Source organism: Emticicia sp. W12TSBA100-4, from assembly GCF_040253585.1.
In the GTDB taxonomy this organism is placed as follows: Bacteria; Bacteroidota; Bacteroidia; order Cytophagales; family Spirosomataceae; genus Emticicia.
Genome location: NZ_JBELAU010000011.1, coordinates 251,995 through 273,890, shown reverse-complemented (window position 1 = coordinate 273,890; position 21,896 = coordinate 251,995). Strand labels below are relative to the sequence as shown.

General features: G+C 36.4%; 25 protein-coding genes. 9 read left to right on the top strand and 16 right to left on the bottom strand.

The window, feature by feature from the left end; all coding sequences use genetic code 11:
* Positions 1-10 precede the first annotated feature (10 nt).
* A complete protein-coding gene (locus ABR854_RS18090; protein WP_350267158.1) occupies positions 11-916 on the top strand; it encodes a serine hydrolase in 906 nt (301 codons plus the stop codon).
* 112 nt (positions 917-1,028) lie between these two features.
* On the opposite strand, the gene ABR854_RS18085 is transcribed toward ABR854_RS18090, so the two are convergent.
* Positions 1,029-2,099, bottom strand: coding sequence for an Ldh family oxidoreductase (locus ABR854_RS18085; protein WP_350267156.1), 1,071 nt, complete (start codon positions 2,097-2,099; stop codon positions 1,029-1,031).
* A 244-nt stretch (positions 2,100-2,343) separates the two neighbouring features.
* Here ABR854_RS18085 and ABR854_RS18080 point away from each other — a divergent pair, with 244 nt between their 5' ends.
* The 6 genes from ABR854_RS18080 (at position 2,344) to ABR854_RS18055 (ending at position 6,082) form a co-directional block, all read left to right on the top strand.
* Positions 2,344-3,990 carry a DUF4139 domain-containing protein gene (locus tag ABR854_RS18080; protein ID WP_350267155.1) on the top strand — a complete coding sequence of 549 codons (1,647 nt, stop codon included), beginning with the start codon at positions 2,344-2,346 and terminating at the stop codon, positions 3,988-3,990.
* Between the two features lie 94 nt (positions 3,991-4,084).
* A complete protein-coding gene (locus ABR854_RS18075; protein ID WP_350267153.1) occupies positions 4,085-4,879 on the top strand; it encodes an inositol monophosphatase family protein in 795 nt (264 codons plus the stop codon).
* A gap of 36 nt (positions 4,880-4,915) precedes the next feature.
* Positions 4,916-5,122, top strand: a complete 207-nt coding sequence (locus ABR854_RS18070) for a DUF2683 family protein (RefSeq protein WP_350267151.1) — start codon at positions 4,916-4,918, stop codon at positions 5,120-5,122.
* A 30-nt stretch (positions 5,123-5,152) separates the two neighbouring features.
* The gene (locus ABR854_RS18065; RefSeq protein ID WP_350267149.1) at positions 5,153-5,329 is read left to right on the top strand and encodes a hypothetical protein; all 177 of its coding nucleotides are present in this window, start codon (positions 5,153-5,155) and stop codon (positions 5,327-5,329) included.
* A gap of 67 nt (positions 5,330-5,396) precedes the next feature.
* Positions 5,397-5,930, top strand: a complete 534-nt coding sequence (locus tag ABR854_RS18060) for a YfiT family bacillithiol transferase (RefSeq protein WP_350267147.1) — start codon at positions 5,397-5,399, stop codon at positions 5,928-5,930.
* Positions 5,927-6,082 carry a FeoB-associated Cys-rich membrane protein gene (locus tag ABR854_RS18055; RefSeq protein WP_350267145.1) on the top strand — a complete coding sequence of 52 codons (156 nt, stop codon included), beginning with the start codon at positions 5,927-5,929 and terminating at the stop codon, positions 6,080-6,082. The genes ABR854_RS18060 and ABR854_RS18055 overlap by 4 nt, the downstream gene beginning before the upstream one ends.
* Before the next feature lie 38 nt (positions 6,083-6,120).
* Here the strand turns inward: ABR854_RS18055 and ABR854_RS18050 are convergent, their stop codons facing one another.
* A complete protein-coding gene (locus ABR854_RS18050) occupies positions 6,121-6,903 on the bottom strand; it encodes a queuosine precursor transporter (protein WP_350267143.1) in 783 nt (260 codons plus the stop codon).
* A gap of 59 nt (positions 6,904-6,962) precedes the next feature.
* The gene (locus ABR854_RS18045; RefSeq protein ID WP_350267141.1) at positions 6,963-7,622 is read right to left on the bottom strand and encodes an ABC transporter ATP-binding protein; all 660 of its coding nucleotides are present in this window, start codon (positions 7,620-7,622) and stop codon (positions 6,963-6,965) included.
* A 217-nt stretch (positions 7,623-7,839) separates the two neighbouring features.
* Between ABR854_RS18045 and sucC the strand changes: the two genes are divergently transcribed.
* Positions 7,840-9,057, top strand: coding sequence for an ADP-forming succinate--CoA ligase subunit beta (sucC, locus tag ABR854_RS18040; protein ID WP_305952565.1), 1,218 nt, complete (start codon positions 7,840-7,842; stop codon positions 9,055-9,057).
* A gap of 61 nt (positions 9,058-9,118) precedes the next feature.
* On the opposite strand, the gene ABR854_RS18035 is transcribed toward sucC, so the two are convergent.
* The 10 genes from ABR854_RS18035 to apaG all read right to left on the bottom strand — a co-directional run bounded on the left by ABR854_RS18035 (position 9,119) and on the right by apaG (position 18,359).
* Positions 9,119-9,472, bottom strand: a complete 354-nt coding sequence (locus tag ABR854_RS18035) for a heavy-metal-associated domain-containing protein (protein WP_350267139.1) — start codon at positions 9,470-9,472, stop codon at positions 9,119-9,121.
* 29 nt (positions 9,473-9,501) lie between these two features.
* Positions 9,502-10,569: a YncE family protein gene (locus ABR854_RS18030; protein WP_350267137.1), complete on the bottom strand. Its 1,068-nt coding sequence runs from the start codon at positions 10,567-10,569 to the stop codon at positions 9,502-9,504.
* A 76-nt stretch (positions 10,570-10,645) separates the two neighbouring features.
* Entirely contained in the window at positions 10,646-12,883 is a 2,238-nt protein-coding gene (locus ABR854_RS18025; protein ID WP_350267135.1) for a TonB-dependent receptor, read from the bottom strand.
* A gap of 4 nt (positions 12,884-12,887) precedes the next feature.
* Entirely contained in the window at positions 12,888-13,943 is a 1,056-nt protein-coding gene (locus tag ABR854_RS18020; RefSeq protein ID WP_350267133.1) for a YncE family protein, read from the bottom strand.
* 68 nt (positions 13,944-14,011) lie between these two features.
* Positions 14,012-14,749 carry a heavy-metal-associated domain-containing protein gene (locus ABR854_RS18015; protein ID WP_350267131.1) on the bottom strand — a complete coding sequence of 246 codons (738 nt, stop codon included), beginning with the start codon at positions 14,747-14,749 and terminating at the stop codon, positions 14,012-14,014.
* Between the two features lie 78 nt (positions 14,750-14,827).
* Positions 14,828-15,415: a helix-turn-helix domain-containing protein gene (locus tag ABR854_RS18010; RefSeq protein ID WP_350267130.1), complete on the bottom strand. Its 588-nt coding sequence runs from the start codon at positions 15,413-15,415 to the stop codon at positions 14,828-14,830.
* Between the two features lie 65 nt (positions 15,416-15,480).
* Entirely contained in the window at positions 15,481-15,912 is a 432-nt protein-coding gene (locus tag ABR854_RS18005) for an HYC_CC_PP family protein (RefSeq protein ID WP_350267128.1), read from the bottom strand.
* 68 nt (positions 15,913-15,980) lie between these two features.
* The gene (locus tag ABR854_RS18000; RefSeq protein WP_350267126.1) at positions 15,981-16,322 is read right to left on the bottom strand and encodes a tRNA-binding protein; all 342 of its coding nucleotides are present in this window, start codon (positions 16,320-16,322) and stop codon (positions 15,981-15,983) included.
* Between the two features lie 85 nt (positions 16,323-16,407).
* Positions 16,408-17,808, bottom strand: a complete 1,401-nt coding sequence (gene fumC / locus ABR854_RS17995) for a class II fumarate hydratase (RefSeq protein WP_350267124.1) — start codon at positions 17,806-17,808, stop codon at positions 16,408-16,410.
* Between the two features lie 161 nt (positions 17,809-17,969).
* Positions 17,970-18,359 (bottom strand): Co2+/Mg2+ efflux facilitator ApaG/CorD, encoded by a 390-nt coding sequence (gene apaG, locus ABR854_RS17990; RefSeq protein ID WP_350267122.1) that lies wholly within the window; start codon positions 18,357-18,359, stop codon positions 17,970-17,972.
* A 181-nt stretch (positions 18,360-18,540) separates the two neighbouring features.
* Here apaG and ung point away from each other — a divergent pair, with 181 nt between their 5' ends.
* Complete coding sequence (gene ung, locus ABR854_RS17985) at positions 18,541-19,206, top strand: uracil-DNA glycosylase (protein WP_350267120.1); 666 nt, start codon at positions 18,541-18,543, stop codon at positions 19,204-19,206.
* 88 nt (positions 19,207-19,294) lie between these two features.
* Here the strand turns inward: ung and lepB are convergent, their stop codons facing one another.
* The 3 genes from lepB to ABR854_RS17970 all read right to left on the bottom strand — a co-directional run bounded on the left by lepB (position 19,295) and on the right by ABR854_RS17970 (position 21,894).
* Positions 19,295-20,437, bottom strand: coding sequence for a signal peptidase I (lepB, locus tag ABR854_RS17980; RefSeq protein WP_305952551.1), 1,143 nt, complete (start codon positions 20,435-20,437; stop codon positions 19,295-19,297).
* 91 nt (positions 20,438-20,528) lie between these two features.
* Positions 20,529-21,245: a 4-hydroxy-tetrahydrodipicolinate reductase gene (dapB, locus tag ABR854_RS17975; protein ID WP_305952550.1), complete on the bottom strand. Its 717-nt coding sequence runs from the start codon at positions 21,243-21,245 to the stop codon at positions 20,529-20,531.
* A 28-nt stretch (positions 21,246-21,273) separates the two neighbouring features.
* A complete protein-coding gene (locus ABR854_RS17970; RefSeq protein WP_350267117.1) occupies positions 21,274-21,894 on the bottom strand; it encodes a DUF5683 domain-containing protein in 621 nt (206 codons plus the stop codon).
* Positions 21,895-21,896: the final 2 nt, after the last annotated feature.

The following is a 21,896-nucleotide window of genomic DNA, read 5'->3' as shown; positions in this document are numbered from 1 at the left end:
CATTCAAACCGTGAAAAAGAAACTAACTTTCTTTGTTTTACTGAGTCTAAATTTATCAATATTTGCTCAAAGCCCTAAAGAAGATAAGGTGTTGCAAAATAAACTGCAAGAAACGCTCGCAGGTTTTAATGGCGTTGTGGGAGTTTATGTAAAAAACTTGAAAACCAACAAGTTTGCAGCCATCAATGCCGATACTATCTTTCCAACGGCGAGCATGGTCAAAATACCTATTATGGTCGGTACTTTCGATAAAATTCTAAAAGGAGAATTGAAATATGACCAAGAGCTTATTTACAAAGATTCGCTTCATTATGATGATGGAATTGTTGGGTCACTAAAAGATGGAGCTAAAATAGAACTCAATAAAGTAATGATGCTAATGTGTACAGTAAGCGATAATACTGGGAGTTTATGGCTTCAAGCAATGGCAGGAGGAACACGAATAAATGCAATAATGGACTCATTGGGCTTAAAAAATACCCGAGTGAATTCACGAACCGCTGGGCGTGAGGCGTATCGACCAGAATATGGTTGGGGTCAAACCACACCACGAGAAATGGCCGAGTTGATAACAATGCTTCGTCAGAGAAAAGTTTTTACTGCCGACGCCTCCGACAGAATGTATCGAAATCTTGGGCGTCAGTTTTGGGATGGAGAAGGACTTTCACAATTACCCGAAAATGTAAAAGTTGGTACGAAAAATGGAGCGGTCAATCGTTCACGTTCGGAAGTAGTTTTAGTTCACGCACCACACGCCGAATACGTTTATTGTATCATTACAAAAAAACAGAAAGATGAATCGTGGACGAGAGATAATGAAGGTTATGAATTATTACGAAAAGTAAGTGCTTTGCTTTGGAATTATTACGAGCCAAAATCGAAATTCAAGCCAGTGGAGGGGTATGAGAAATGGTGAGATTAGCTAATATGAATTTTGAGAAAGTAACAATATGTGACCTACGGTCAGAAAATAAAATTTGTAGAAGTTGATATTTCGTAGGGACGTCCAATTTGGACGTCCCTAAGGGTTAAAACTTAACCCCAAATCTATTTCCAAGTTCTTGTAAATCTTCAATCACTTTATCATTGAGCGGAATTCCGTTTGCTCGGCGTTCTTTTTCAAGTTCACGTTCTGGGTCTCCAGGAATCAAAACTGGTTGATTTTCAATATGTTTTGCATTTCTGAAACGCTCAATCCAAGTATCCATACTGGCCTTAAACTCTTCTTTTGGTCGGAAACCATCAATTCGCATCGCACCTAAGAAATGCCCCGTTCCTTTGCCAACTTGTTCGGCCGCAACTCCATGAAATCCCGCAGTTGCAAAAGGAGGAACCCACGGCCCAAAATTTGCTCCCGACAAAACTCCCGAAAAAATATCGACAATTGCCCCCAGTCCATAACCTTTATGGCTACCATGTTCACGGTCACCACCAAGTGGGAGCAGGCCTCCGCCATTTTTTACGGCATTGGCATCATCAGTCGGATTTCCGTTGGCATCTTGTACCCAACCGATTGGAGCCGATAAACCTTTTCGTTGTAAAATTTCCATTTTTCCATAAGCAACTGCCGTAGAAGCAAAATCGGCAACAAAAGGTGGTTGATTTCCAGCAGGAACAGAAACCGCAATCGGATTTGTACCAAGCATTTTTTCAACAGCAAAAGTCGGAACTACCAAAGGTGCTGCGTTGGTCATTGCCCAACCAATCATATCGTGTGGCAAAGCCAACATTGAGTGATACCCCGCTATACCAAAATGATTGGAGTTTTGCACCGAAATCCAGCCCGAACCGTAGCGTTTTGCTTTTTTTATAGCTACTTTCATAGCATAAGGGGCAACAACTAATCCTAAACCCTTATCACCATCAATTACGGCCGTAGAAGGCGTTTCGTGAACGATTTTAATTTCAGGATTTGGGTTTAATCGTCCATTATCATACAAACGAACATAGCCAACCAAGCGAGCGGTTCCGTGCGAATCAACACCACGTAAATCGGCTGAAATCAAAACATCAGCTGCGAGTTTCGCATCTTTTTTTGGGCAACCAATACTCAAAAAGATATTTTCTGTAAAACGTCTAAGATTTTTTTCTTTAATCATATAAATGTGGTGCGAACCGAGCATCAGCCGCTTCCAGTTCGCCAAATAAATAGTAGTATAAAAATGGTGTATATAAAGCTACTTGAAAAGTTGCTCTACAATAATTTCAAGCAAAATAATAAAGGTTTTACAGCTAAAGCAAAGAATTTTTCTTAAAATTGCCTTTCGGTTTGATAGATTAACAAACTGTTCACACAATAAACAGATACCTTGACGTTTTTACAGAAACAAACATACTCTTATTATGAAAATCTATTTGAAATCATTACTAACCTTATTTTTTTCAAAAACATCCATTCTAAATTCCACACTGGGGCTTGGAGCATTACTATTTGGTTTTCATTTTCCGATTTTCTCACAAGGTCAAATAAAAGTTGATGCCGAGAATCAACACATCACAGTTTTCTTAAATCGTGCTCAAATTGATGCTCGTGTAAAAACTACTGTACAGGCTGGCACAACCAAAATGATAATCGGCAATGTAGCCACAACTGCCGACCCAAATAGTATTCAGATTGGCGGCAAAGGTGATGTGGTGATTATGGGTGTGAAATTCAAACAAAATTATCTCGGTAATAAAAAACGTAGTGTGCTGGAAGACTCATTGAAAATGGCCAAAAGTGAGTTAGAAGTTGTCGATGTTTTAGTGAAAGTGGCTGATAATGAGCGAAATATGCTTATGGCGAACTCAAACATTAAAAATGAGAAAGACGGAGCAACCCCCGAAGATTTGAAAGAAATGATGGATTTTTTCAGAACTAAACTCACAGAAATCGGCACTCGTCAAATGCAATTAGTTCGTCAGTCGAGAGATTTACAAGATAAAATCAATCGTTTTCAGCAACAACTTACTTCGCAAGGCACAAACGTAAATCAACCAGCGGGCGAAATTGAATTGACATTGCAAACAAAAGCATATTCAGCAGTTGAGTTGAATCTTACTTACATTGCAAATAATGCAGGTTGGTCGCCAGTGTATGACATTCGTGCAAAAGACGTAAAAAGCAATATTGATTTGGCTTATCGTGCAAATGTTTACCAAAGTACAGGTATCGACTGGAAAAATGTGAAACTAACACTTTCAACAGCAAATCCAGCTGAAGGTGGCACTAAACCCGAATTATATGCTCAATATGTGAATATTTATGAGCCAGTCGTAATTCAGACAAAAAATGCACGCATGATGAAAGGAGAAGCTCCCCAAGCGATGGAAATGGCTGCTGCACCAGTAGCAATGGCAGATGTTTCAACTACCGCTTCATTTGTCAACACAGTTCAATCAACCTTAGCGGTAAACTTTGATATTTCAATTCCTTACAACATCAACTCTGGCGGAAATGCAGAAATGGTTGATATTCAAAATCATTCATTACGCTCTACTTACAAATATTATACAGTTCCTAAATTCGATAAAGATGCTTTCTTAACGGCGATTATTACTGATTGGGAAAAGTATAATTTACTGCCAGGAACAGCCAATGTGTATTTTGAAGGAACTTTCGTAGGCACAACTGATATTGCAGGTGGAGAAGCCAAAGATTCTTTGTTAATTTCGATGGGAAGAGACAAAAAGATTATCTCTAAGCGTGAGACAATTGAGGAGTTTAAATCAAGAAAAAATGTAGGTTCAAATATCCGTGAAACATTTGGCTATCGAATTACGCTTAGAAACACGAAAAATGAACCAATTTCAATCGTGATGGAAGACCAAGTGCCAATTTCACAAGATAGCAGAATCGAAGTTGAATTGGAAGATGCCATCGGTGCTGATTTCAACCGTGAAACTGGAAAACTCACTTGGAAATTGATTCTCCAACCACTCGAAAACAAAGAGATTTTACTGAAATACAACGTAAAATATCCAAAAGGAAAAAATATTCAAGGACTTTGAAATAGACACGAGATTGGAGATATGGGATTTGAGAAAACATATTTATGCTAATTCTAATCTCGAATCTACAATCTCGAATCTCCAATCTTAAAATATGAATTTACAAGAAATTTGCCAACAAACAGTAGAAGTAGCCAAAGAAGCAGGAGCGTTTATTGCTCAAGAATCAGCTAAGTTTAATAGAAATTCGGTCGAGTATAAAGACGTAAACAACGTAGTTTCGTATGTTGATAAAGAAACCGAAAAAATAATCGTTAGTCGTCTGCGTGAGATTCTCCCTGAGGCAGGATTTATCACAGAAGAAGGTACAGCCGATTCATCTGACCTCGAAGGTTTAAATTGGATTATCGACCCGCTCGATGGAACAGCCAATTTTATTCATGGTTTGCCAAATTACTCAGTAAGTTTGGCTCTTGCTCGTGGAAAAGATGTTTTAGTAGGAGTAGTGTATAATGTCTGCACAAAAGAAGTCTTTTCAGCGACTAAAGGTGGTGGTGCTTTTAGAAACGGCGAAAAAATTCAAGTCTCGCCAATTAAACATTTAGGAGAAAGCCTACTCGCAACTGGATTTCCTTATTATAAATTTGAAAATCAAGATAAATACTTGCTTATTTTGGAATCTTTGATGCAGAAAACGCACGGTTTACGCCGTATGGGTTCGGCAGCAATTGATTTGGCTTACACCGCGTGCGGATATTTTGATGGTTTTTATGAGTATAATCTCAACTCGTGGGATATGGCAGCAGGAATTTTACTTGTAACAGAAGCTGGAGGTTTTGCCACCGATTTTTCGGGTGGAGATAATCATCTTTTTGGTGGAGATGTAGTGGTAGGTTCGGCAGTTCATACGGAACTACTGGCCGAAATTCAACGTTATTGGGCAATATAGTTGTTTCACTTTCAAATATTATTTCTTTATAATTAAATGACCACTTTTGTAATCACACCAGAGAATAAAGACCAGTTGAAAGCGATTTCGAGTTTCTTGAAATTGGTAAATATTCCAGCCAAAACTTATACAACTCAGCAAAAAGAAGACTTGGCTTTGTTTAAGTTGATGGAAGATGAAAAAGAAAGTCCTATATTAAACAGGGAAGAAAAATTAGACTTTGAAAACTGGTTGCGTCAATGAAGTATGCATATAAAGCAAGTTTTGAACGTGATGTTAAAAAAAGTCCCCGATTTATTAAAACCTGCCATATTAGATATTATTGAAGATATTAAAAGAGCCAGTAGTGTAAATGAAATTACAGGTGTAAAGAAAATGGTAGGCTTTAAAAATGTTTATCGGATTCGTACAAAAGGCATCAAAGATTATCGAATTGGGGTTCTATTTTGAAAATGAGACAGTAATCCTTAGCCGTTTCTTAGCTCGTAAAGAAATTTATAAAAATTTTCCTTAGATAATGAATATTGAAGCATCAAGCGAAATATCGCTAAAATATCCAATCGGAGATTTTGAATATGGTAAAAAATACACCAAATCAGATACTCGTTCACATATAAAGGTTTTAGAGAAATTACCTCAACGATTAAAGGCTTTGACATCAAAACTATCTGATGCTCAATTAGATACACCTTACCGTCCTGAAGGATGGACGATTCGTCAAGTCGTGCATCATATTGCTGACAGCCATATCAATATGTTTACTCGTGTACGTTTTGCATTGACCGAAGAAAATCCACCAATCAAAGGTTATGACGAAGCTGCTTGGGCATTATTACCTGATCACTCTTTGCCAATTAAGCCATCTTTACAAATTATCGAAGGTTTACACAAGCGTATGGTGGTACTTTTCAAAAGCCTTGATAAGAAAGGATTAAATAAAACTTATTACCATGGAGGGTACAAGAAATCGTTTGATATGCAGGAAGTTATCGCCTTGTATGCTTGGCATTCGGAGCATCATTACCAACACATTATTCAAGCACTAAAATGATAGAAAACATTATTATCGGACTCATTTTCGCTGGTGCAGTAGCTTATTTAGTTAATACCGTACGTAAACAATTTTCCTCAAAGTCTTCGGGCTGTGCCAGTTGTGCAGGAAACTGTCAAGTCAGCAAGATTGAGATTCCTACAAAAGATTAAAAATATACCCTCCCTATTGGGGAGGGCAGGGAGGGGCTTTACATAGGTGTAAATGTTGCTTCATCAATAATCTGATGGGCATGTTCTTTTCCCAAATATTTATCAATAATATTATGAGCCAAATAAATTATTGGAGTTAGCAAAATTGCGACTACAAACTTATAAATGTAATTATTCGTTCCAGTAGTAAGAACTTCCGTAATCGTCCAGTTTCCAAAAACATAAAAGGCAATAAAAACCACTACAAAGCTATCAATCAACTGAGAAATAAGCGTTGAACCTGTGGCACGCAACCAAATCATTTTATTATTGGTATATTTTCTGAGCCAATGAAAAACCGTTGCATCCAAGATTTGTCCAACTAAAAAGGCTGTAATTGACCCCAAAATGATACCAAGGCCTTGGCGGAAGATGATTCCGTAAGCATCATCAATATTTAGAAAATTTCCAGCTTTATCTTTATTATTGTGATTTACCCAAAAATCAGCGGGCGAAACTATCGTCGAAATATAAATAATGATAAAAGCATAAGCAATCAAAATGGCGGTTAGGTAAGAAATTTTCTTTACGCCAGATTTACCAAAATATTCATTGATAATATCTGAGGTAATGAAGACAAATGGCCAGTTTAGAACCCCAGCCGACATATTAAAATTGAACTTCTGCCCAAATAACGGAATTTGTAATGGGTCAATTCCGAGAGTAGCTTCAACCGAAAAAATCTTTGCCCCAATTACTTCAGCTACAACGGCATTGGTCAAGAAAATCCCGCACAAAACAAGATAAAGTGTTTGTTTTTTAGTTCTTATTGAGTCAGACATTTTTAGTTTAGATATTGGTTTTTTGTTACTGAGAATCTATACCAATTTCCAGTAACCAGTTACAAGTCACTAATTATCACGCCATCTTGCATAACCAATTTTCGGTCGGCCATATTTGCCAAATGTACGTTATGAGTAATAATAACAAATGTTTGATTGAATTGTTTCCTCAACTCAAAAAACAATTGATGTAATTCTTCTGCATTTTTTGAGTCGAGATTTCCACTTGGTTCATCGGCAAAAACTACCGCTGGAGAATTAATCAATGCCCTCGCAACGGCTACTCGTTGCTGTTCTCCACCCGAAAGTTCCGAAGGAAAATGCTTTGCTCGTTCTTTCAAACCCAAAAGTTGGAGTAATTCTTCCGCCCTTTTAGTGGTTTCTGTCTTATCTTTTCCACCAATCCAAGCTGGTAAACACACATTTTCTATGGCCGTAAATTCGGGCATAAGGTTATGAAATTGAAAAATAAAACTAATTTTTTCATTCCTAAATTTTGCTAACTCCTTGTCTTTCAATAAACTATAATCAACTCCGTTGAGTAAGACTTCGCCAGAATCGGCTTTATCGAGCGTGCCGAGAATTTGAAGAAGTGTAGTTTTTCCTGCTCCTGATGCTCCAACTATCGAAATAATTTCACCTTGATTTATTTCTAAGTCGATTCCTTTTAAAACCTGTAAGTTTCCGTAGTTTTTTTTTATACTTTTAGCTGTTAGCATTTTTCATTGGGGTGATTCTCCAGAATCACTCTTATTAAATTTGTTATAAAACTTTAATAATAAAATAATGACTAAAAATAAGCCTTTTTTGCTGATAATTTATGATAATTTTTAATCTTACACCAAATTAGCAATAAATTGATAATTGATAATTGATAATTCATAATTGTTCACTAATTTAGCAAAAAATTTAAAACTAAAAAAAATCCTACTTTACATGAACGTTCACGAGTATCAAGGTAAAGAAATACTAAGCCGTTATGGTGTACGAATCCAGCGTGGTATCGTAGCCGAAACACCTGAGCAGGCCGTAGCTGCCTATCAGCAAATTGCCGAAATGACTAACTCTAAGTTTGCCGTTGTGAAATCACAAATACATGCGGGCGGACGTGGAAAAGGAAGTATCGTAGGCATTGAGCAAAGAGGTGTTCAATTAGCAAAATCTGCTGATGATGTAACAAGAATCTCAACAAATTTGCTTGGAAATGTATTAGTAACAATCCAAACTGGAGCAGAAGGCAAGAAAGTAAACAAAGTTTTGGTTGCTGAAGATGCTTATTATCCAGGCGAAAGCGAGCCGAAAGAATATTATATGGGTATTTTGCTTGATAGAGCAAAAGGCTGCAATGTAATCATGGCTTCGACTGAAGGTGGTATGGATATCGAAGAGGTGGCTGAGCATACACCTGAGAAAATTTTCAAAGAGTGGATTGACCCACGTGTTGGTTTACAGGCTTTCCAAGCTCGTAAAATTGCTGATAAATTAGGTCTTACAGGTACTGCAAACAAAGAAATGGTGAAGTTTGTAACTTCTTTGTATCAGGCTTATGTTGAATCTGATTCTTCAATGTTTGAAATCAACCCTGTGTTGAAAACATCTGATAATAAAATTTTGGCCGTTGATGCTAAAGTAAATATAGATGATAATGCTCTTTACCGTCACCCAGATTTAGCAGCAATGCGTGATGTAGAAGAAGAGGATCCATTAGAAGTTGAAGCATCAAACAATGACCTAAATTACGTAAAACTTGATGGTAACGTTGGTTGTATGGTAAATGGTGCTGGTTTAGCAATGGCTACTATGGACATCATCAAGCTCGCTGGTGGTGAGCCTGCAAACTTCCTTGACGTAGGCGGTGGAGCAAATGCTAAAACTGTTGAAGCTGGTTTCAGAATTATCTTGAAAGACCCGAACGTTAAGGCGATTTTGATTAATATTTTTGGTGGTATCGTTCGTTGCGACCGTGTTGCTACTGGTGTTGTTGAGGCTTACAAAGCTATCGGCGAAATTCCAGTGCCAATTATCGTTCGTTTGCAAGGAACAAACGCTGCTGAAGGTGCTGCCATCATCAACGAGTCAGGTTTGAAAGTATATTCAGCAATTGTGTTGAAAGAAGCAGCCGAATTAGTTGAGAAAGTATTGAACGAAAATTAATCTTTCGTTTGAAGTATATAAAAAAGGTGTTATTCTCAGAATAACACCTTTTTTGTTGCAATCAATCTTTGTGAGCAGCAGCTGTTTTCTGGCAACAACTTGGTAAAGCATCATGCGATTTTTGGTCGGCAATGATTTCGTCGGCATCGTAACCAATTTTTGAAATTACTTGCTTGATTTTTTCTGGATTTGTCTTTTTTGTATTGTAAGTAATCGTTACAACTTTATCATCTAAGTTTAAGTTAGAATTAACAATTCCTTTTGAAACGCCCAAGTCACGCTCGATACGCTTTTTGCACATACCACATTTTGCTGATGTTTTGATTTTTACTTCAGCAGTTTTTGGTGGCTCTATTGCAAAAGTTAATGTACTGATAGTCAGTAAAATAGTTAAAATTGAAATGAGTTTTTTCATTGTTTGATTACGTTTTATTATTGATTAAATTATTCTTTTAATACGATTCCGTTAGGTTGGCTACCTACTGAAATATCCTTTGTTTTCGTATGATTTACAGCATCAATCACCGAAACAGTATTTCCTTTTTGATTGACCACAAATGCTCGTTTCATATCTTTTGTAAAAGTTATGGCGTGAGCATCATTACCAGTTACGATGCTCCCTTTCAAACTCCAAAGATTATTTTTTCTTTCAAAATATGCTACTTTATTTTCACCTGCTTGACAAATCCAAAGTTCGTTAAGGCTTTGATTATAAGCGATTTGTCCAGGTGTAAAAGCAACATCTAAATAATCAACGACAGTTAAAGTTTTGGCATCTATGATATTTATGGTATGGGCAACTTTGTTTTCTACATAAATTTTGTCATCACTTCCAGCCCAAACATTGGTCGGAAAAGCGTCAACTTTTATTGTTTTGGTAATTAATCTTGTTTTAGCATTCAAAACATAAACAAAACTGCTTTCACCCAATGCCACAAAAACATACTGCCCATCTTTTGAAAAAACGACTTCTGAGGGATCAGCACCAAGCGTAACTTGACTTTTTAGCATTCCATTATTGGCATCATAAACAAACATTTCGCCTGTATGTGTCGAGCTTGCTGTCCAGATTTCACTCCCATCAGGACTAAAAACTGCATTGAAATTGACACTTGGAACTGCTATTTTCAACAAAGTATTTCCATTTTGAGCATCAAGAACGGCCACACCACCTTTTTTATCAGTTGCATTATGCAATGCTGCATGGCCAAGTAAAAAGTCAAATTCGGGTAAAGCAACTGCCAATTTTTTCCCATCGGTCGAAAGATTTATATGGTGTGGAAAACGCCCAAGTTCGGTCATTTGAATGATATTTTTTACACTTAATTCATTCAAATCAATGATTGAAACATTGTTGCTTGCTCCGTTTACAACATACCCCTTTGGATAATCTGTAACTATTGGTTCGGTTTCTATTCCTTTCTTCTCTTTACATGATGATAAAAATAGAATGAAAAATAAACCATTGATAATCAGTATTTTAAATGTGTAAATTCGTTTTTTTAATTGCATTATATTATATTTTTTCTTATATATAAAACGAATTTACCGAGTTTAAATGTATATTTTAAAAGTATTTTACTAAAAACTAAATTCGACCACCTAATTTATAACGGGTGCCAAAATAGATTATACGACCAACAACTGGCCCCCATGCACTTCCAGCATCAAATCTGCTACCGAATGGATTTTCGGGTGTAATGATTGGTGATTTTTGAGTAAAATTAGTTAAGTTTTCACCACCAACATATACATCCCATCTTCTGAACGAACGACTTACTTGTGCATTCAGATTTATGAACGCTGGTGCAAACTGAATTGGCATGGTTTCATAACTTGTATGTAGGTACTCGGTCGATAAATTAGGAATTCGTCGTTTGCCATTATACTGTAAAGTTGCATCAAATTTCCATTTATCGTAAGGGAGGGCATAGCCAATATTAAACAATATTCTATCTCTTGGAATAAACATTTTCTGAACCGTAATTTTCTGCTCAAATGCTTTTCCCAAAGTCTGCCAAACATCCGAATAACGGTAAGCAACTTTAAATTCAAGACGAGGAGCCGGCACGAGATTTAGCTCGATTTGTGCTGAATTTGCAAAGTTTTTGCCTTGCGAGTTATAGAAATACAAGAAATTTGGATGTTCGGTGTCGCCAATTAACTGATTTTGGAAATTGGTATGAAATAAATCAATAATCAGGTTTGACTTACCAAAAGTTTTTGTCAAACTTACACCATAATTCCACGAAACCTCTGGTTGAATGTTTTCAAGAATACGAATGGTTCGAGAACTAACTAAATTACCAAAATATTCAGCAAATGGATTGGCAGTACGAAAACCTTTTCCAGCCGAGAGTCTTAGTGCTGTATTTTCAGTTGCATTATAAAGAAAATGTAAGCGAGGAGTAAAAATTGTACCGTATAAATTGTGAAAGTCGAGTCGAGTACCAGCAACGGCTGTTAATTTATCAAGGTTTTTGTAGGTGTATTCAAAAAAGCCACCTTTTACAATTTCTTCTCTTTTATATGGTAAATCGGCAAATTTTTCGTCATAATTATCATACAAAAAGCTCAAACCTGTTTTGTAAGAATGATTGGTGTTGCCAAAAATATCTTGATAAATCAGATTTCCGTAGAGGGTTTGTTGTTTTCCGTTGTATGGTCGAAACCCAAATTGAGATTTTGAATCATGTACAATTCCATTTAAAATCAATCCTAAACCTCGATAGGGTTTTGATTGATAGAGCTTTGCCGTTTTTGAAAAGAATTCTGCTCGGTTAGTTGTATTTGAAAATCGGTAAATCAAATTGTCCAGAGACAACGGATTTTTAGTGATTTGTCCACCCAAACGAGTATCATGCAAGTATTTTACGCCAAACTGAGCCACGATTTTATCTGATTCATATTTCCAACGATTAATAAAATTAGCTTGCGTATATTTGGGCAAATCATAAAAATTATCATTGTTTTTATCAATCTTAGTTTGCATCGTTGAGCCGTGTGTCAGTAATGCTACCGACCATTTTGGCTTATTTTCTGCTTTAGGTTTAAAAATATGAGCTAAATTTAGATTGATTTCGCCACGACCTAAACTATTGACATAAGTATTTAAGTAAACCTTCTCGGCCAAATCGGGCTTTTGTAATTCTACATTTATTTGTCCAGTCATTGATTCATAACCATTTACGACCGAACCTGCACCTTTACCAATATCAATCGACTGAATCCAAGTACCTGGAATATAATTTAGGCCGAATGTTGTTGCTAAACCTCTGAGTGAAGGAATATTTTCAACATTCGTTTGAACATAGGTACCTGCCAAACCCAAAAGTTGAATTTGTTTTGCACCTGTTACGGCATCTGCATAACTGACTGAAACCGAGGCGTTTGTCTCGAAACTTTCAGAAAGATTACAACAAGCGGCTTTAGCTAAGGCTTTTGACGTTAGGATTTCTGTATGAATCGGCGAGAGTCTATCCATCGAGGTAGAGCTGCTTCGTACAACCACTTCTTGTAATTGATTCTCAGATTGTAAATAAACCCTTAAATCGGTTTCGTTGCTAATGTCGAGTGTATCAGGTTTATATCCTACGAAGCTGATTATCAGTTTTTTAGCTTTTGAACGAGCAATCGTAAATTTTCCTTCAACATCGGTCGAGGTTGCTATTTTTGTACCGAGCCAGTTGACGGTTGCTCCAATAATTGGCTCTTCTTTTCCATTATTTTTATCCAGTACTATACCACTCACATTTTGAGCAGAGCTATTAACGATACTCAGGAAGAGTATGATAATGATAAAATTATATTTGAGAAAATAATTCATGTTTTCAATATTTTAAGACAATGCCATTGGGTTTTTGTCCAACCGAAATGTCTTTGATTTTTTTGTGATTGACAACATCTACAATTGATACCGTCAGATTTTTTTGATTCGTCACATAAGCTGTTTTCCAATCTTTCGAAAAGGCAATTGCATGAGCGTCTAAACCTGTCTGAATACTACCATGTTTTTTCCAGATGTTATTTTCTCTGACAAAATAATAAACAAAACTTTGTCCTGCATTGCTTACCCACATTTCGTTTAATGCCTGATTATAAGCCACATAGCCTGGTGTAAAACCTAAGTTTATGGTTTCTGTCACTTCAAGTTTATCAACATTAATGATGCTTACACTTTGCCCCATTTCATTATCGACATACATATTTCCATCAACCCCAGTCCATGCACCAACGGGTTCTGCACCAACGGTAATTGTTTTTAAAACTTTTTTTGTTTGAATATCAATCACCGAAACATCGTTACTTTCTCCATTTGCGGTGAAAGCATATTTTCCATTGGCTGAAAAAGTTACCTCTGCTGGTTCGCTTCCAACCGCAATCGAATTTTTAAGAATCATGGTTTGAGCATCAAAAACTAATGCTTTTCCATCATGCTCCATCGAAGTGGTCCATAATTCTTTGCCATCGGGTGAAAAAATTGAATTATGATTGGGTTTATTTAATTCTGTATTTGAAATAACCTGCCCAGTTATAGCATCCACAATCAAAATTTTTCCTTTGGTTTCATGTGTTCCTGTGTGGCCTTCGGTCAAATCAACCCCAGGCACACCAATACTTAATTTTGTGCCATCGGGCGAAAGATAAATGTGATGCGGAAAGTGAATTTCATCATTTGTGCTATGCGATGAATGCCCATTTGATGTCTTGTTCAATTTTATTGTATTGGTAGCATCGCTCGCTAAGTCAACTACCGAGATTGTTGAACTTTCGCCATTGATTACGAAGGCAGAGGGAGACGTAATATTTAGCAATGGTTGTGTATCCTCGCTTGAACAAGCCAGCATTGATAAAAAAACGAGTGTATAAAGAAATATTTTTTTCACTTTGACTAAGTTTTTATAGTTTTTTGATGATTTTTTGAGATACAAAACTGAGTTTTAAGAGAATATCATTAAATAATAAGCATCAAAATTGCCATTCCGACCATTAATAAATCTTCTATAATTGTGACTGTACTCATCGGTAAGTTAAATACTGTTCCCAAGCAAGCACATCTGATTTTGCGTTTATCGACAACACTTTGAATAACCCCAATAGAACTAAAACCCATAATTATTACAGTTGCCCAATTAGTTAATTGCGGCTGAAATGAAGTCAGATAAGCCAAGCCAAGACCAAGTTCAATGAATGGATAAATGAATCCATAAGTCGGTATTTTCATGGCTAATAAATCATACATAGCATAACTTTCAGCAAATGCTTTTAGATTTAAAAACTTGAAAAAGGAAAAAACTATGAAAAAGCCCGCCATAAAATTATTCATGAAGTGCATCCAACTGAAGTGTGTGATTTCAAAAATATCGCTATGAAAAGCCTTTATGATTGAAACCCCCGTGATAAACGAAAATATTAATAAAAGTGGGCGATAAGTCTCAAACCACGTTTTTGGAGCTTCTTCTTCAATAAATGTGGGTGTTACTGTCTTTTCAGTTACCGAATATTTTGAATAAGGTTTAATAACTTCTTGGAAATTACTAAGTGGAATATGTTTGTCCATTTCGACCGTTGCAGCATTGTTTGTTCTGTCAACAGTTACCGATTTTACTCCCTCAACTCCCGAAAATAGATGTTGAATTTTATATTCGCAGGCTTCGCAAGTCATGCCTGTTACTTGAAATGTATGTGTCATTTTATTTCTTGATTTTATTTAACTCTTGATTTCTAAGACAAAGGTACAAGCGTCGGCTGAGTTAAATGTTACAAAATTTCAGACAAGATTTACATGATTTTGTAGTGTATCAATCGAGTTCCGTTTTTTCAATTTGCTATTTTTAAACTCGGTAGGGGTGATGCCCACAATCTGCTTAAATTGGTTCGACAAATGAGCTACACTGCTATAACCAAGTTTCCATGCAATTTCCGAAAGATTCAAATTTCCATTGAAGAGTAACTCTTTTGTTCGCTCAATCTTCTGAGAAATAATATACTTTTCAATGGTAGTCTTTTCAAATGTAGAGAAGCTACTACTTAAATACGAATAATCGTAGTTGAGTTTTTTTACCAAAAAATCTGAAAAGTTTTCAGAAGAAACCTTTAATGAGAAATCTGAATGTATCTCATTGATAATCAGGAGCTTTATTTCTTCAATGATAGCCAAGCGTTCGTCAGTTATCAATTCAAAACCTGAATTATTTAAGGTGATTTCGATAGCTTTTAGTTGAATCTGGGTCACTGTTTCTACCAACTCGACATAACCCAAATCTGTTTTGGCAACCTTGATGCCAATTTTTTCGATGTCTTCACGTACAACCCGTACACAACGGCTGCACACCATATTTTTGATGAGTAGTTTCATTATATAAAATATTCAATGAGAAATTGAAGCTAAATTAGCTTAGGTGTTTCGTCAAGAATACTTTATCAAATCAAGAAAGATTGAATGAAAATCAAGATGGTTCGACCATCTGACGGAGGGGCAGAAGAATTATTTTTAGAAGAAACATTATCTAAAATTTCTTCTACGATTGATTTAAAAAAAGAATTAACAGCTGTTTTTACCCAATCTAAACCATTTTGAACAAATTTGGCTACGTTTTGCGAGGCAGATGAAGAATAATCTACATTTTCGTACTTTTCTTCTTCAGTGCAGCACTTAGATTTTTTTACGGTAGTTTTTTGAGGAGAGGTATCTTTTTGCGAAGTTTTATTGCAGCAAACTCCGTTGCTTTTATGTAAAGAAGTTTGTTTTCCTCTTACGGTGCAAGAATGTTCAACCAAGCCAAAGCCTGTACTACTTAGTAGTACAATTACTGCCATCAACACATTAAATATGCGGAATAGAGCCTTTTTCATTGATTTGATTGAATTACATACAAATGTATAAATTTAGAAACAAAATTTGCAAGAAAAAGTTCAAGATTTTATGCTAAAAGGCTTCCATTGGGTACTTTTTGTTGTGGTTCGGATAAAACTACCTCACCATCTTCTAAAATAAAGCCAGTTGTAAGTACTTCCGATATAAAATCAGCGATTTGGCGTGGAGGAAAGTTTGTGACACAAATTACTTGTTTACCAAGTAATTGTTCTTTTGTGTAAAGTTTGGTGATTTGAGCTGAAGAACGTTTGATTCCGATTTTAATTCCGAAATCTATCAATAGCTTATAAGCAGGTTTTCGTGCTTTTGGAAAATCATTGACTTCGATGATTGTTCCAGCACGGAGTTCTACTTTCTCAAAATCTTGCCAAGTGATAGTTTCGTTCATTTTTTTGATGTTAGATGTTCGAGTTATGATGTTAGAATTGAGGTTTTACCCAGCATAGAACATCGTAACTCGAGCATCAATAAAATTATTTCAAACTTCCAACCATATCTTCTGGTTTTACCCAAGCATCAAATTCTTCGGCTGTCAGATAACCTAAACTAATGGCTGTTTCTTTCAAAGTTGAACCATTTTTATGGGCAGTTTGAGCAATTTCTGCTGCTTTATAATACCCGATTTTAGTATTGAGGGCGGTTACAAGCATCAAAGAATTATTTACGTGCTTCTTGATATTTTCTTCAATTGGAGCTAAACCAACTGCACATTTATCGTTGAATGACACACAACCCTCGCCAATTAAACGTGCTGAATGTAAGAAATTGAAAATCATTACTGGTTTGAATACATTTAACTCAAAATGACCTAAGGCACCACCGAAGTTGATAGCTACGTCATTTCCCATTACCTGAGCGGCAATCATTGTGAGGGCTTCACACTGCGTTGGGTTCACTTTTCCTGGCATAATTGAAGAACCTGGCTCATTATCTGGAATAAATAATTCGCCGATACCAGCACGTGGGCCCGATGAAAGCATACGAATATCGTTGGCAATTTTCATCAAGCTTGCAGCTACGGTTTTCAATGCTCCGTGAGCTTCAACGATGGCATCGTGAGCTGCCAGTGCCTCAAATTTATTTTCAGCTGTAATGAATGGAAGACCTGTCAGGTCGGCAATGTGTTTGGCAACTGATTCTGAGTAACCTGCGGGTGTATTTATTCCAGTTCCCACGGCTGTTCCACCAAGTGCAAGTTCAGAAAGGTGTTCTAAGGTATTTTTGATGGCTTTTAAACCATGATTTAGCTGTGAAACATAACCCGAAAATTCTTGACCAACCGTCAAAGGTGTTGCATCCATGAAATGTGTGCGACCAATTTTCACAACATTCATAAACTCAGCCGATTTTGCTGCCAAAGTATCACGTAATTTTTCGATACCTGGGATTGTCACTTCAATCAGCATTTTATATGCCGCAATATGCATAGCTGTCGGGAAGGTGTCATTTGATGATTGCGACTTATTTACATCATCATTTGGGTGGAGAAACTTTTGTTTGTCGCCTAAATCTCCGCCTTGTAAAACGTGGCCACGGTAGGCAATTACTTCATTGCAATTCATGTTTGACTGTGTACCTGAACCTGTCTGCCATACAACTAAAGGAAATTGGTCATCCAGTTTTCCTGCTAAAATTTCGTTGCAAACTGTTCCAATCAAATCAGCTTTTTCTTTTGGTAAAACACCTAATTCGTGGTTGGCCAGAGCCGCTCCGTGTTTCAAATATGCAAATGCCTTGATGATTTCTTTAGGCATCTTATTAATATCTTGAGCAATTTTAAAGTTTTCGATTGAGCGTTGAGTTTGAGCTCCCCAATATACATCAGCAGGTACTTGTACCTCGCCCATCGTATCTTTTTCTATTCTGTATTGCATGATTTGTTGTTAATTATAAATAAGAGTGTTTTGAAAATTAATCGTTTCCGCAAAAATAACTTAGAATTGAATATACTTTTGAAAAACTATACTTTTTTTACGAATTGACACAAAAAAAGCATGACATAAGCCATGCTTGGAAGATAAATGTATCTTTTTAATTAATTTAGTCGGTAAGGTACAATTAAATTAAACTCAGGTATTTCTACATGAAATTGCTTACCATCAATGAGACGTTCCATTAGGTAAGTGCCTACCATTTTGCCAATAGTAGTTTTTAGATTACAGCCCGAAACATATTCGTGCGTTTCACCTGGTTCTAATACAGGTTGAATCCCAATTACCCCTTCGCCTTCTACTTCTCTGACAGTGGCGTTTGTGTCAAAAATAAACCATTGACGGCGTAGCAATTGGACTGTGTTTTCACTATTATTTTCGATGCAAATTCGATAAGTAAAAACAAAGTGTTCTTGAAGTGGGTTTGAATATGAAGGCTGATATTCAGTTTTTACGGTTACTCTAACACCAGCAGTTACAGCAGTTGTTGTCATAGTGTATTGGTATAGGTTATTTTAATAATCGAGGGATTTGTTCCGCAATTTAAGGTTTTATCTACTTTTATTATATTAATTTGCATAAAACTTCCTGAACGGATACAAAAAGCGATAGTTATAATAATTTAACGAAGTAAAATTACTGAAAATATTTAAATCAACTTATTTTTTTTAGTGTATGGATGTAAAAATCGAAGAAAGTTGGAAAATTAGATTAAAAAATGAGTTTGAGAAAGCTTATTTTGAGAATCTGATAAATTTTGTAAAGGATGCCTACCGCTCAACGGTGTGTTATCCGCCTGGTGGATTAATTTTTAATGCCTTTGATAAATGCCCGTTTGATAAAACAAGGGTAGTTATTTTGGGACAAGACCCTTATCATGGCCCACGACAAGCCAATGGCTTGAGTTTTTCAGTCAATGATGGGGTAACTTTTCCACCATCGTTGATCAATATTTTTAAAGAACTTAACGAAGATTTGGGTGTGCCATTTCCAAAAAGTGGAAACCTCGAACGTTGGGCTGAACAGGGAGTCCTACTCCTTAATTCGACACTTACAGTGCAAGCTTCCAGTGCTGGTTCACACCAAAACAAAGGATGGGAGCAATTTACAGACGCTGTAATCAGGTGTATTAATGATGAAAAGGAAGGTGTAGTATTTCTACTTTGGGGAAAATACGCCCAAGATAAAGGTAAGATTATTGATACAAAAAAGCATTTTGTGTTGAAATCTAAACACCCATCACCAATGTCGGCAAATTTTGGAGGTTGGTTTGGAAACAAACACTTTAGCCAAACTAATAATTATTTGAGAAGTAGGGGAGTGGCAGAGATTGAATGGTGAGTTTTTAATAATTAATGCTATTTGGTGAATGTTTAAGGAAAGAAATCTAAGTTTCAATAATTAAACATTCACCATTAACAATTCATTATCATCTAATAATTGAGAATAATCTGCTCCAACGAATTTTGTTTAAGAAACTGCCTTCGCTGTCGATTGACATCCAAATGAATACTGCTTTTCCTACGATGTGGTCTTCAGGTACAAATCCCCAGAAACGGGAATCGTCCGAACCGTGACGATTATCTCCCATCATAAAGAAATAGTCTTGTTTGAAAGTATATGATGTGATAACTTTTCCATCGAGAGTGATTTTTCCATCAGCATACTTGGCGTTTTCATTGCCATCAAAAGTAGTGATAACTCCTTTATAAAGAGCAATGTTTTTCTCATCAAGTGTAACTGTCATTCCTTTTTTAGGAATTGTAATCGGGCCAAAATTATCTCTATTGAATGGGAAAAGTTTTGGATTGTGTGGGAAAGTGGGGAAACGCATATCAGCCGAGTCACTTTTTGGCATAATCATCGGTGTTACACTTTTCACAAAATCCAAGTTTTTCATATCATTCACTGCTTTTGCTGATGCCGTGACGTAATAAATAGTTTTATCAGTCATTCGCATATCTTGCTCAAACTCAGTGATTTCGTATTTCTTGAAAATCTTTTCGTTTACCTGCGTATTGGTTTCGATGGCATATTCCATCTGCATTTTTTCAGGATTGTCCGACATTTTTCCGTTGATGAATACCTGACCATTACGTACTTCCAAAACATCGCCTGCAATTCCTACACAACGTTTGATATAGTTGGTACGTAAATCGACAGGGTATTTATCGAATCCACCAAATTCATCAGGTCTTTCTGGGCAACCAGGGTAATTAAAAACTACTACATCATTGTTTTTTACACTCGTAAAACCTGGTAAACGGAATTGTGGAAGTTGAATAAGTGTAGAATAGGAAGGAATATCAGTAAACCAAATTTTTTGGTGCGTAAGTGGCACTTGTAAAATAGTTTTCGGAGTACGTGAACCATAATGAAGTTTACTAACGAATAAGAAATCGTTGATTAATAAACTTTTTTCCATCGAAGCCGTTGGAATTGTATATGCTTCTAAAAACATCCATCTAATTAGTGTTGCTGCTACTACTGCAAATAACACCGAGTCCCACCATTCTCTGATGGCTGATTTTTTCTTTATTGGTTTTGTGCCGTTAGTTTCTATTTCTGCCATTGATTATTAAATTGTGCTATTGGCGGTTAGCCATTTGGGCGGTCCGTTTTTAGCGATTATTCTTAAATTAAGTATATTTTTATTTAATTTCTCAAAAACCCATCAAATCTTTCATTCCGAAAACACCTTCTTTATTGTTGAGCCATTCGGCGGCAATGACCGCACCAAGTGCAAAACCATTGCGACTATGAGCAATGTGGGTAATTTCTATCTGGTCAACGTCAGAAATATATTTTACAGTATGCGTTCCAGGTACTTTTCCCTCTCTCGACGACCAAATCGGTACTTCATTTTCTGCCGCAATTTGGTTATTTACCCAAGAGCTTTTCTCCGAAAGGTTATCAATGATTCCTTCAGCCAGCGTGATGGCTGTTCCGCTTGGAGCATCTTTTTTTTCGGTGTGATGAATCTCATTGGTTGAAACTTTAAATTCTTTATGAGGGTTCATCAAGCGAGCCAAAGTTTTATTTAGCTCAAAGAAAAGGTTTACGCCAATACTATAATTTGAAGCATAAAAAAATGCTGCTTTATTTTCGATGCAAAGCTTTTCGATTTCAGATTTGTGTTGAAGCCAACCTGTTGTTCCGCACACAGTCGGAATTCCGAACTCCATGCAATATTTTAGATTTCCGTAGGCCGATTCGGGCGAACTAAATTCAATCACAACATCAGTGTTTTCACGGCTAAGGGCTAAAATCTCAGTACGATTACTCACATCAATTTTTGCAGAAATTTCATGACCACGCTGTAAAGCAATCTGTTCGATTACTTTACCCATTTTTCCATACCCTAAAAGTGCAATTCGCATACTTCCAGCTTGTAATTTATTTGATTTATTAAAAGTTTAATCTAAGTTTTACACCAGCGGATGCTCCGAATGATGAAGATTCTAAAGCTGGTTCAAGTTTTAACGAAATATCTTCAGTCATATCGAAACCTTTAAGGTGTGCCGAAACATTGGCTTGGATGGCTTGTAAAGTCCAACCTACTGCAAGACCTATCCAAGAAAGGTCACGTTGACGGCGGTAGGCTTTTACGGCTGGTTCGATTTGTGTTTGAACAAACGGCCCTCGAAGCTCACCATTGACAGGAATAAACACCTCAGTTTTTTTATCAACAACAAGTTGAGATAAATAACTTTTATAGAATTTATATTTATCGTTATTCCACCAAATGGTATAAACTCCGCCCGCTGCTGCTGCATATACAATCGGAATTACCCAATATTGCTTGTTTGTGGCTTGTCCCCAACCCGGGAGAACCAACGAGCGTAACAACACAGTTCGTGGAATACTCCTCTTGTTTGAAGAATCTGTTTTGAGTACGCTTTTCAGAAAACTCAATTTCTTAGTACTATCAACCACTGCTTTTGTTGTACTCAATACTTTAGTTGTATCAAGTTTTTGTGCAAGAGTAGTGCTCGAAATAAAAGAAAGGACGATTAAAATCCGTATCATTA

Excerpts from the sequence above, each read along its gene's own strand:
- ABR854_RS18085 (WP_350267156.1), bottom strand. The coding sequence starts at position 2,099 with ATGATTAAAGAAAAAAATCTTAGACGTTTTACAGAAAATATCTTTTTG.
- ABR854_RS18080 (WP_350267155.1), top strand. The coding sequence starts at position 2,344 with ATGAAAATCTATTTGAAATCATTACTAACCTTATTTTTTTCAAAAACA.
- ABR854_RS18075 (WP_350267153.1), top strand. The coding sequence starts at position 4,085 with ATGAATTTACAAGAAATTTGCCAACAAACAGTAGAAGTAGCCAAAGAA.
- ABR854_RS18070 (WP_350267151.1), top strand. The coding sequence starts at position 4,916 with ATGACCACTTTTGTAATCACACCAGAGAATAAAGACCAGTTGAAAGCG.
- ABR854_RS18065 (WP_350267149.1), top strand. The coding sequence starts at position 5,153 with ATGTTAAAAAAAGTCCCCGATTTATTAAAACCTGCCATATTAGATATT.
- ABR854_RS18060 (WP_350267147.1), top strand. The coding sequence starts at position 5,397 with ATGAATATTGAAGCATCAAGCGAAATATCGCTAAAATATCCAATCGGA.
- ABR854_RS18055 (WP_350267145.1), top strand. The coding sequence starts at position 5,927 with ATGATAGAAAACATTATTATCGGACTCATTTTCGCTGGTGCAGTAGCT.
- ABR854_RS18050 (WP_350267143.1), bottom strand. The coding sequence starts at position 6,903 with ATGTCTGACTCAATAAGAACTAAAAAACAAACACTTTATCTTGTTTTG.
- ABR854_RS18045 (WP_350267141.1), bottom strand. The coding sequence starts at position 7,622 with ATGCTAACAGCTAAAAGTATAAAAAAAAACTACGGAAACTTACAGGTT.
- sucC (WP_305952565.1), top strand. The coding sequence starts at position 7,840 with ATGAACGTTCACGAGTATCAAGGTAAAGAAATACTAAGCCGTTATGGT.
- ABR854_RS18035 (WP_350267139.1), bottom strand. The coding sequence starts at position 9,472 with ATGAAAAAACTCATTTCAATTTTAACTATTTTACTGACTATCAGTACA.
- ABR854_RS18030 (WP_350267137.1), bottom strand. The coding sequence starts at position 10,569 with ATGCAATTAAAAAAACGAATTTACACATTTAAAATACTGATTATCAAT.
- ABR854_RS18025 (WP_350267135.1), bottom strand. The coding sequence starts at position 12,883 with ATGAATTATTTTCTCAAATATAATTTTATCATTATCATACTCTTCCTG.
- ABR854_RS18015 (WP_350267131.1), bottom strand. The coding sequence starts at position 14,749 with ATGACACATACATTTCAAGTAACAGGCATGACTTGCGAAGCCTGCGAA.
- ABR854_RS18010 (WP_350267130.1), bottom strand. The coding sequence starts at position 15,415 with ATGAAACTACTCATCAAAAATATGGTGTGCAGCCGTTGTGTACGGGTT.
- ABR854_RS18005 (WP_350267128.1), bottom strand. The coding sequence starts at position 15,912 with ATGAAAAAGGCTCTATTCCGCATATTTAATGTGTTGATGGCAGTAATT.
- ABR854_RS18000 (WP_350267126.1), bottom strand. The coding sequence starts at position 16,322 with ATGAACGAAACTATCACTTGGCAAGATTTTGAGAAAGTAGAACTCCGT.
- fumC (WP_350267124.1), bottom strand. The coding sequence starts at position 17,808 with ATGCAATACAGAATAGAAAAAGATACGATGGGCGAGGTACAAGTACCT.
- apaG (WP_350267122.1), bottom strand. The coding sequence starts at position 18,359 with ATGACAACAACTGCTGTAACTGCTGGTGTTAGAGTAACCGTAAAAACT.
- ung (WP_350267120.1), top strand. The coding sequence starts at position 18,541 with ATGGATGTAAAAATCGAAGAAAGTTGGAAAATTAGATTAAAAAATGAG.
- lepB (WP_305952551.1), bottom strand. The coding sequence starts at position 20,437 with ATGGCAGAAATAGAAACTAACGGCACAAAACCAATAAAGAAAAAATCA.
- dapB (WP_305952550.1), bottom strand. The coding sequence starts at position 21,245 with ATGCGAATTGCACTTTTAGGGTATGGAAAAATGGGTAAAGTAATCGAA.
- ABR854_RS17970 (WP_350267117.1), bottom strand. The coding sequence starts at position 21,894 with ATGATACGGATTTTAATCGTCCTTTCTTTTATTTCGAGCACTACTCTT.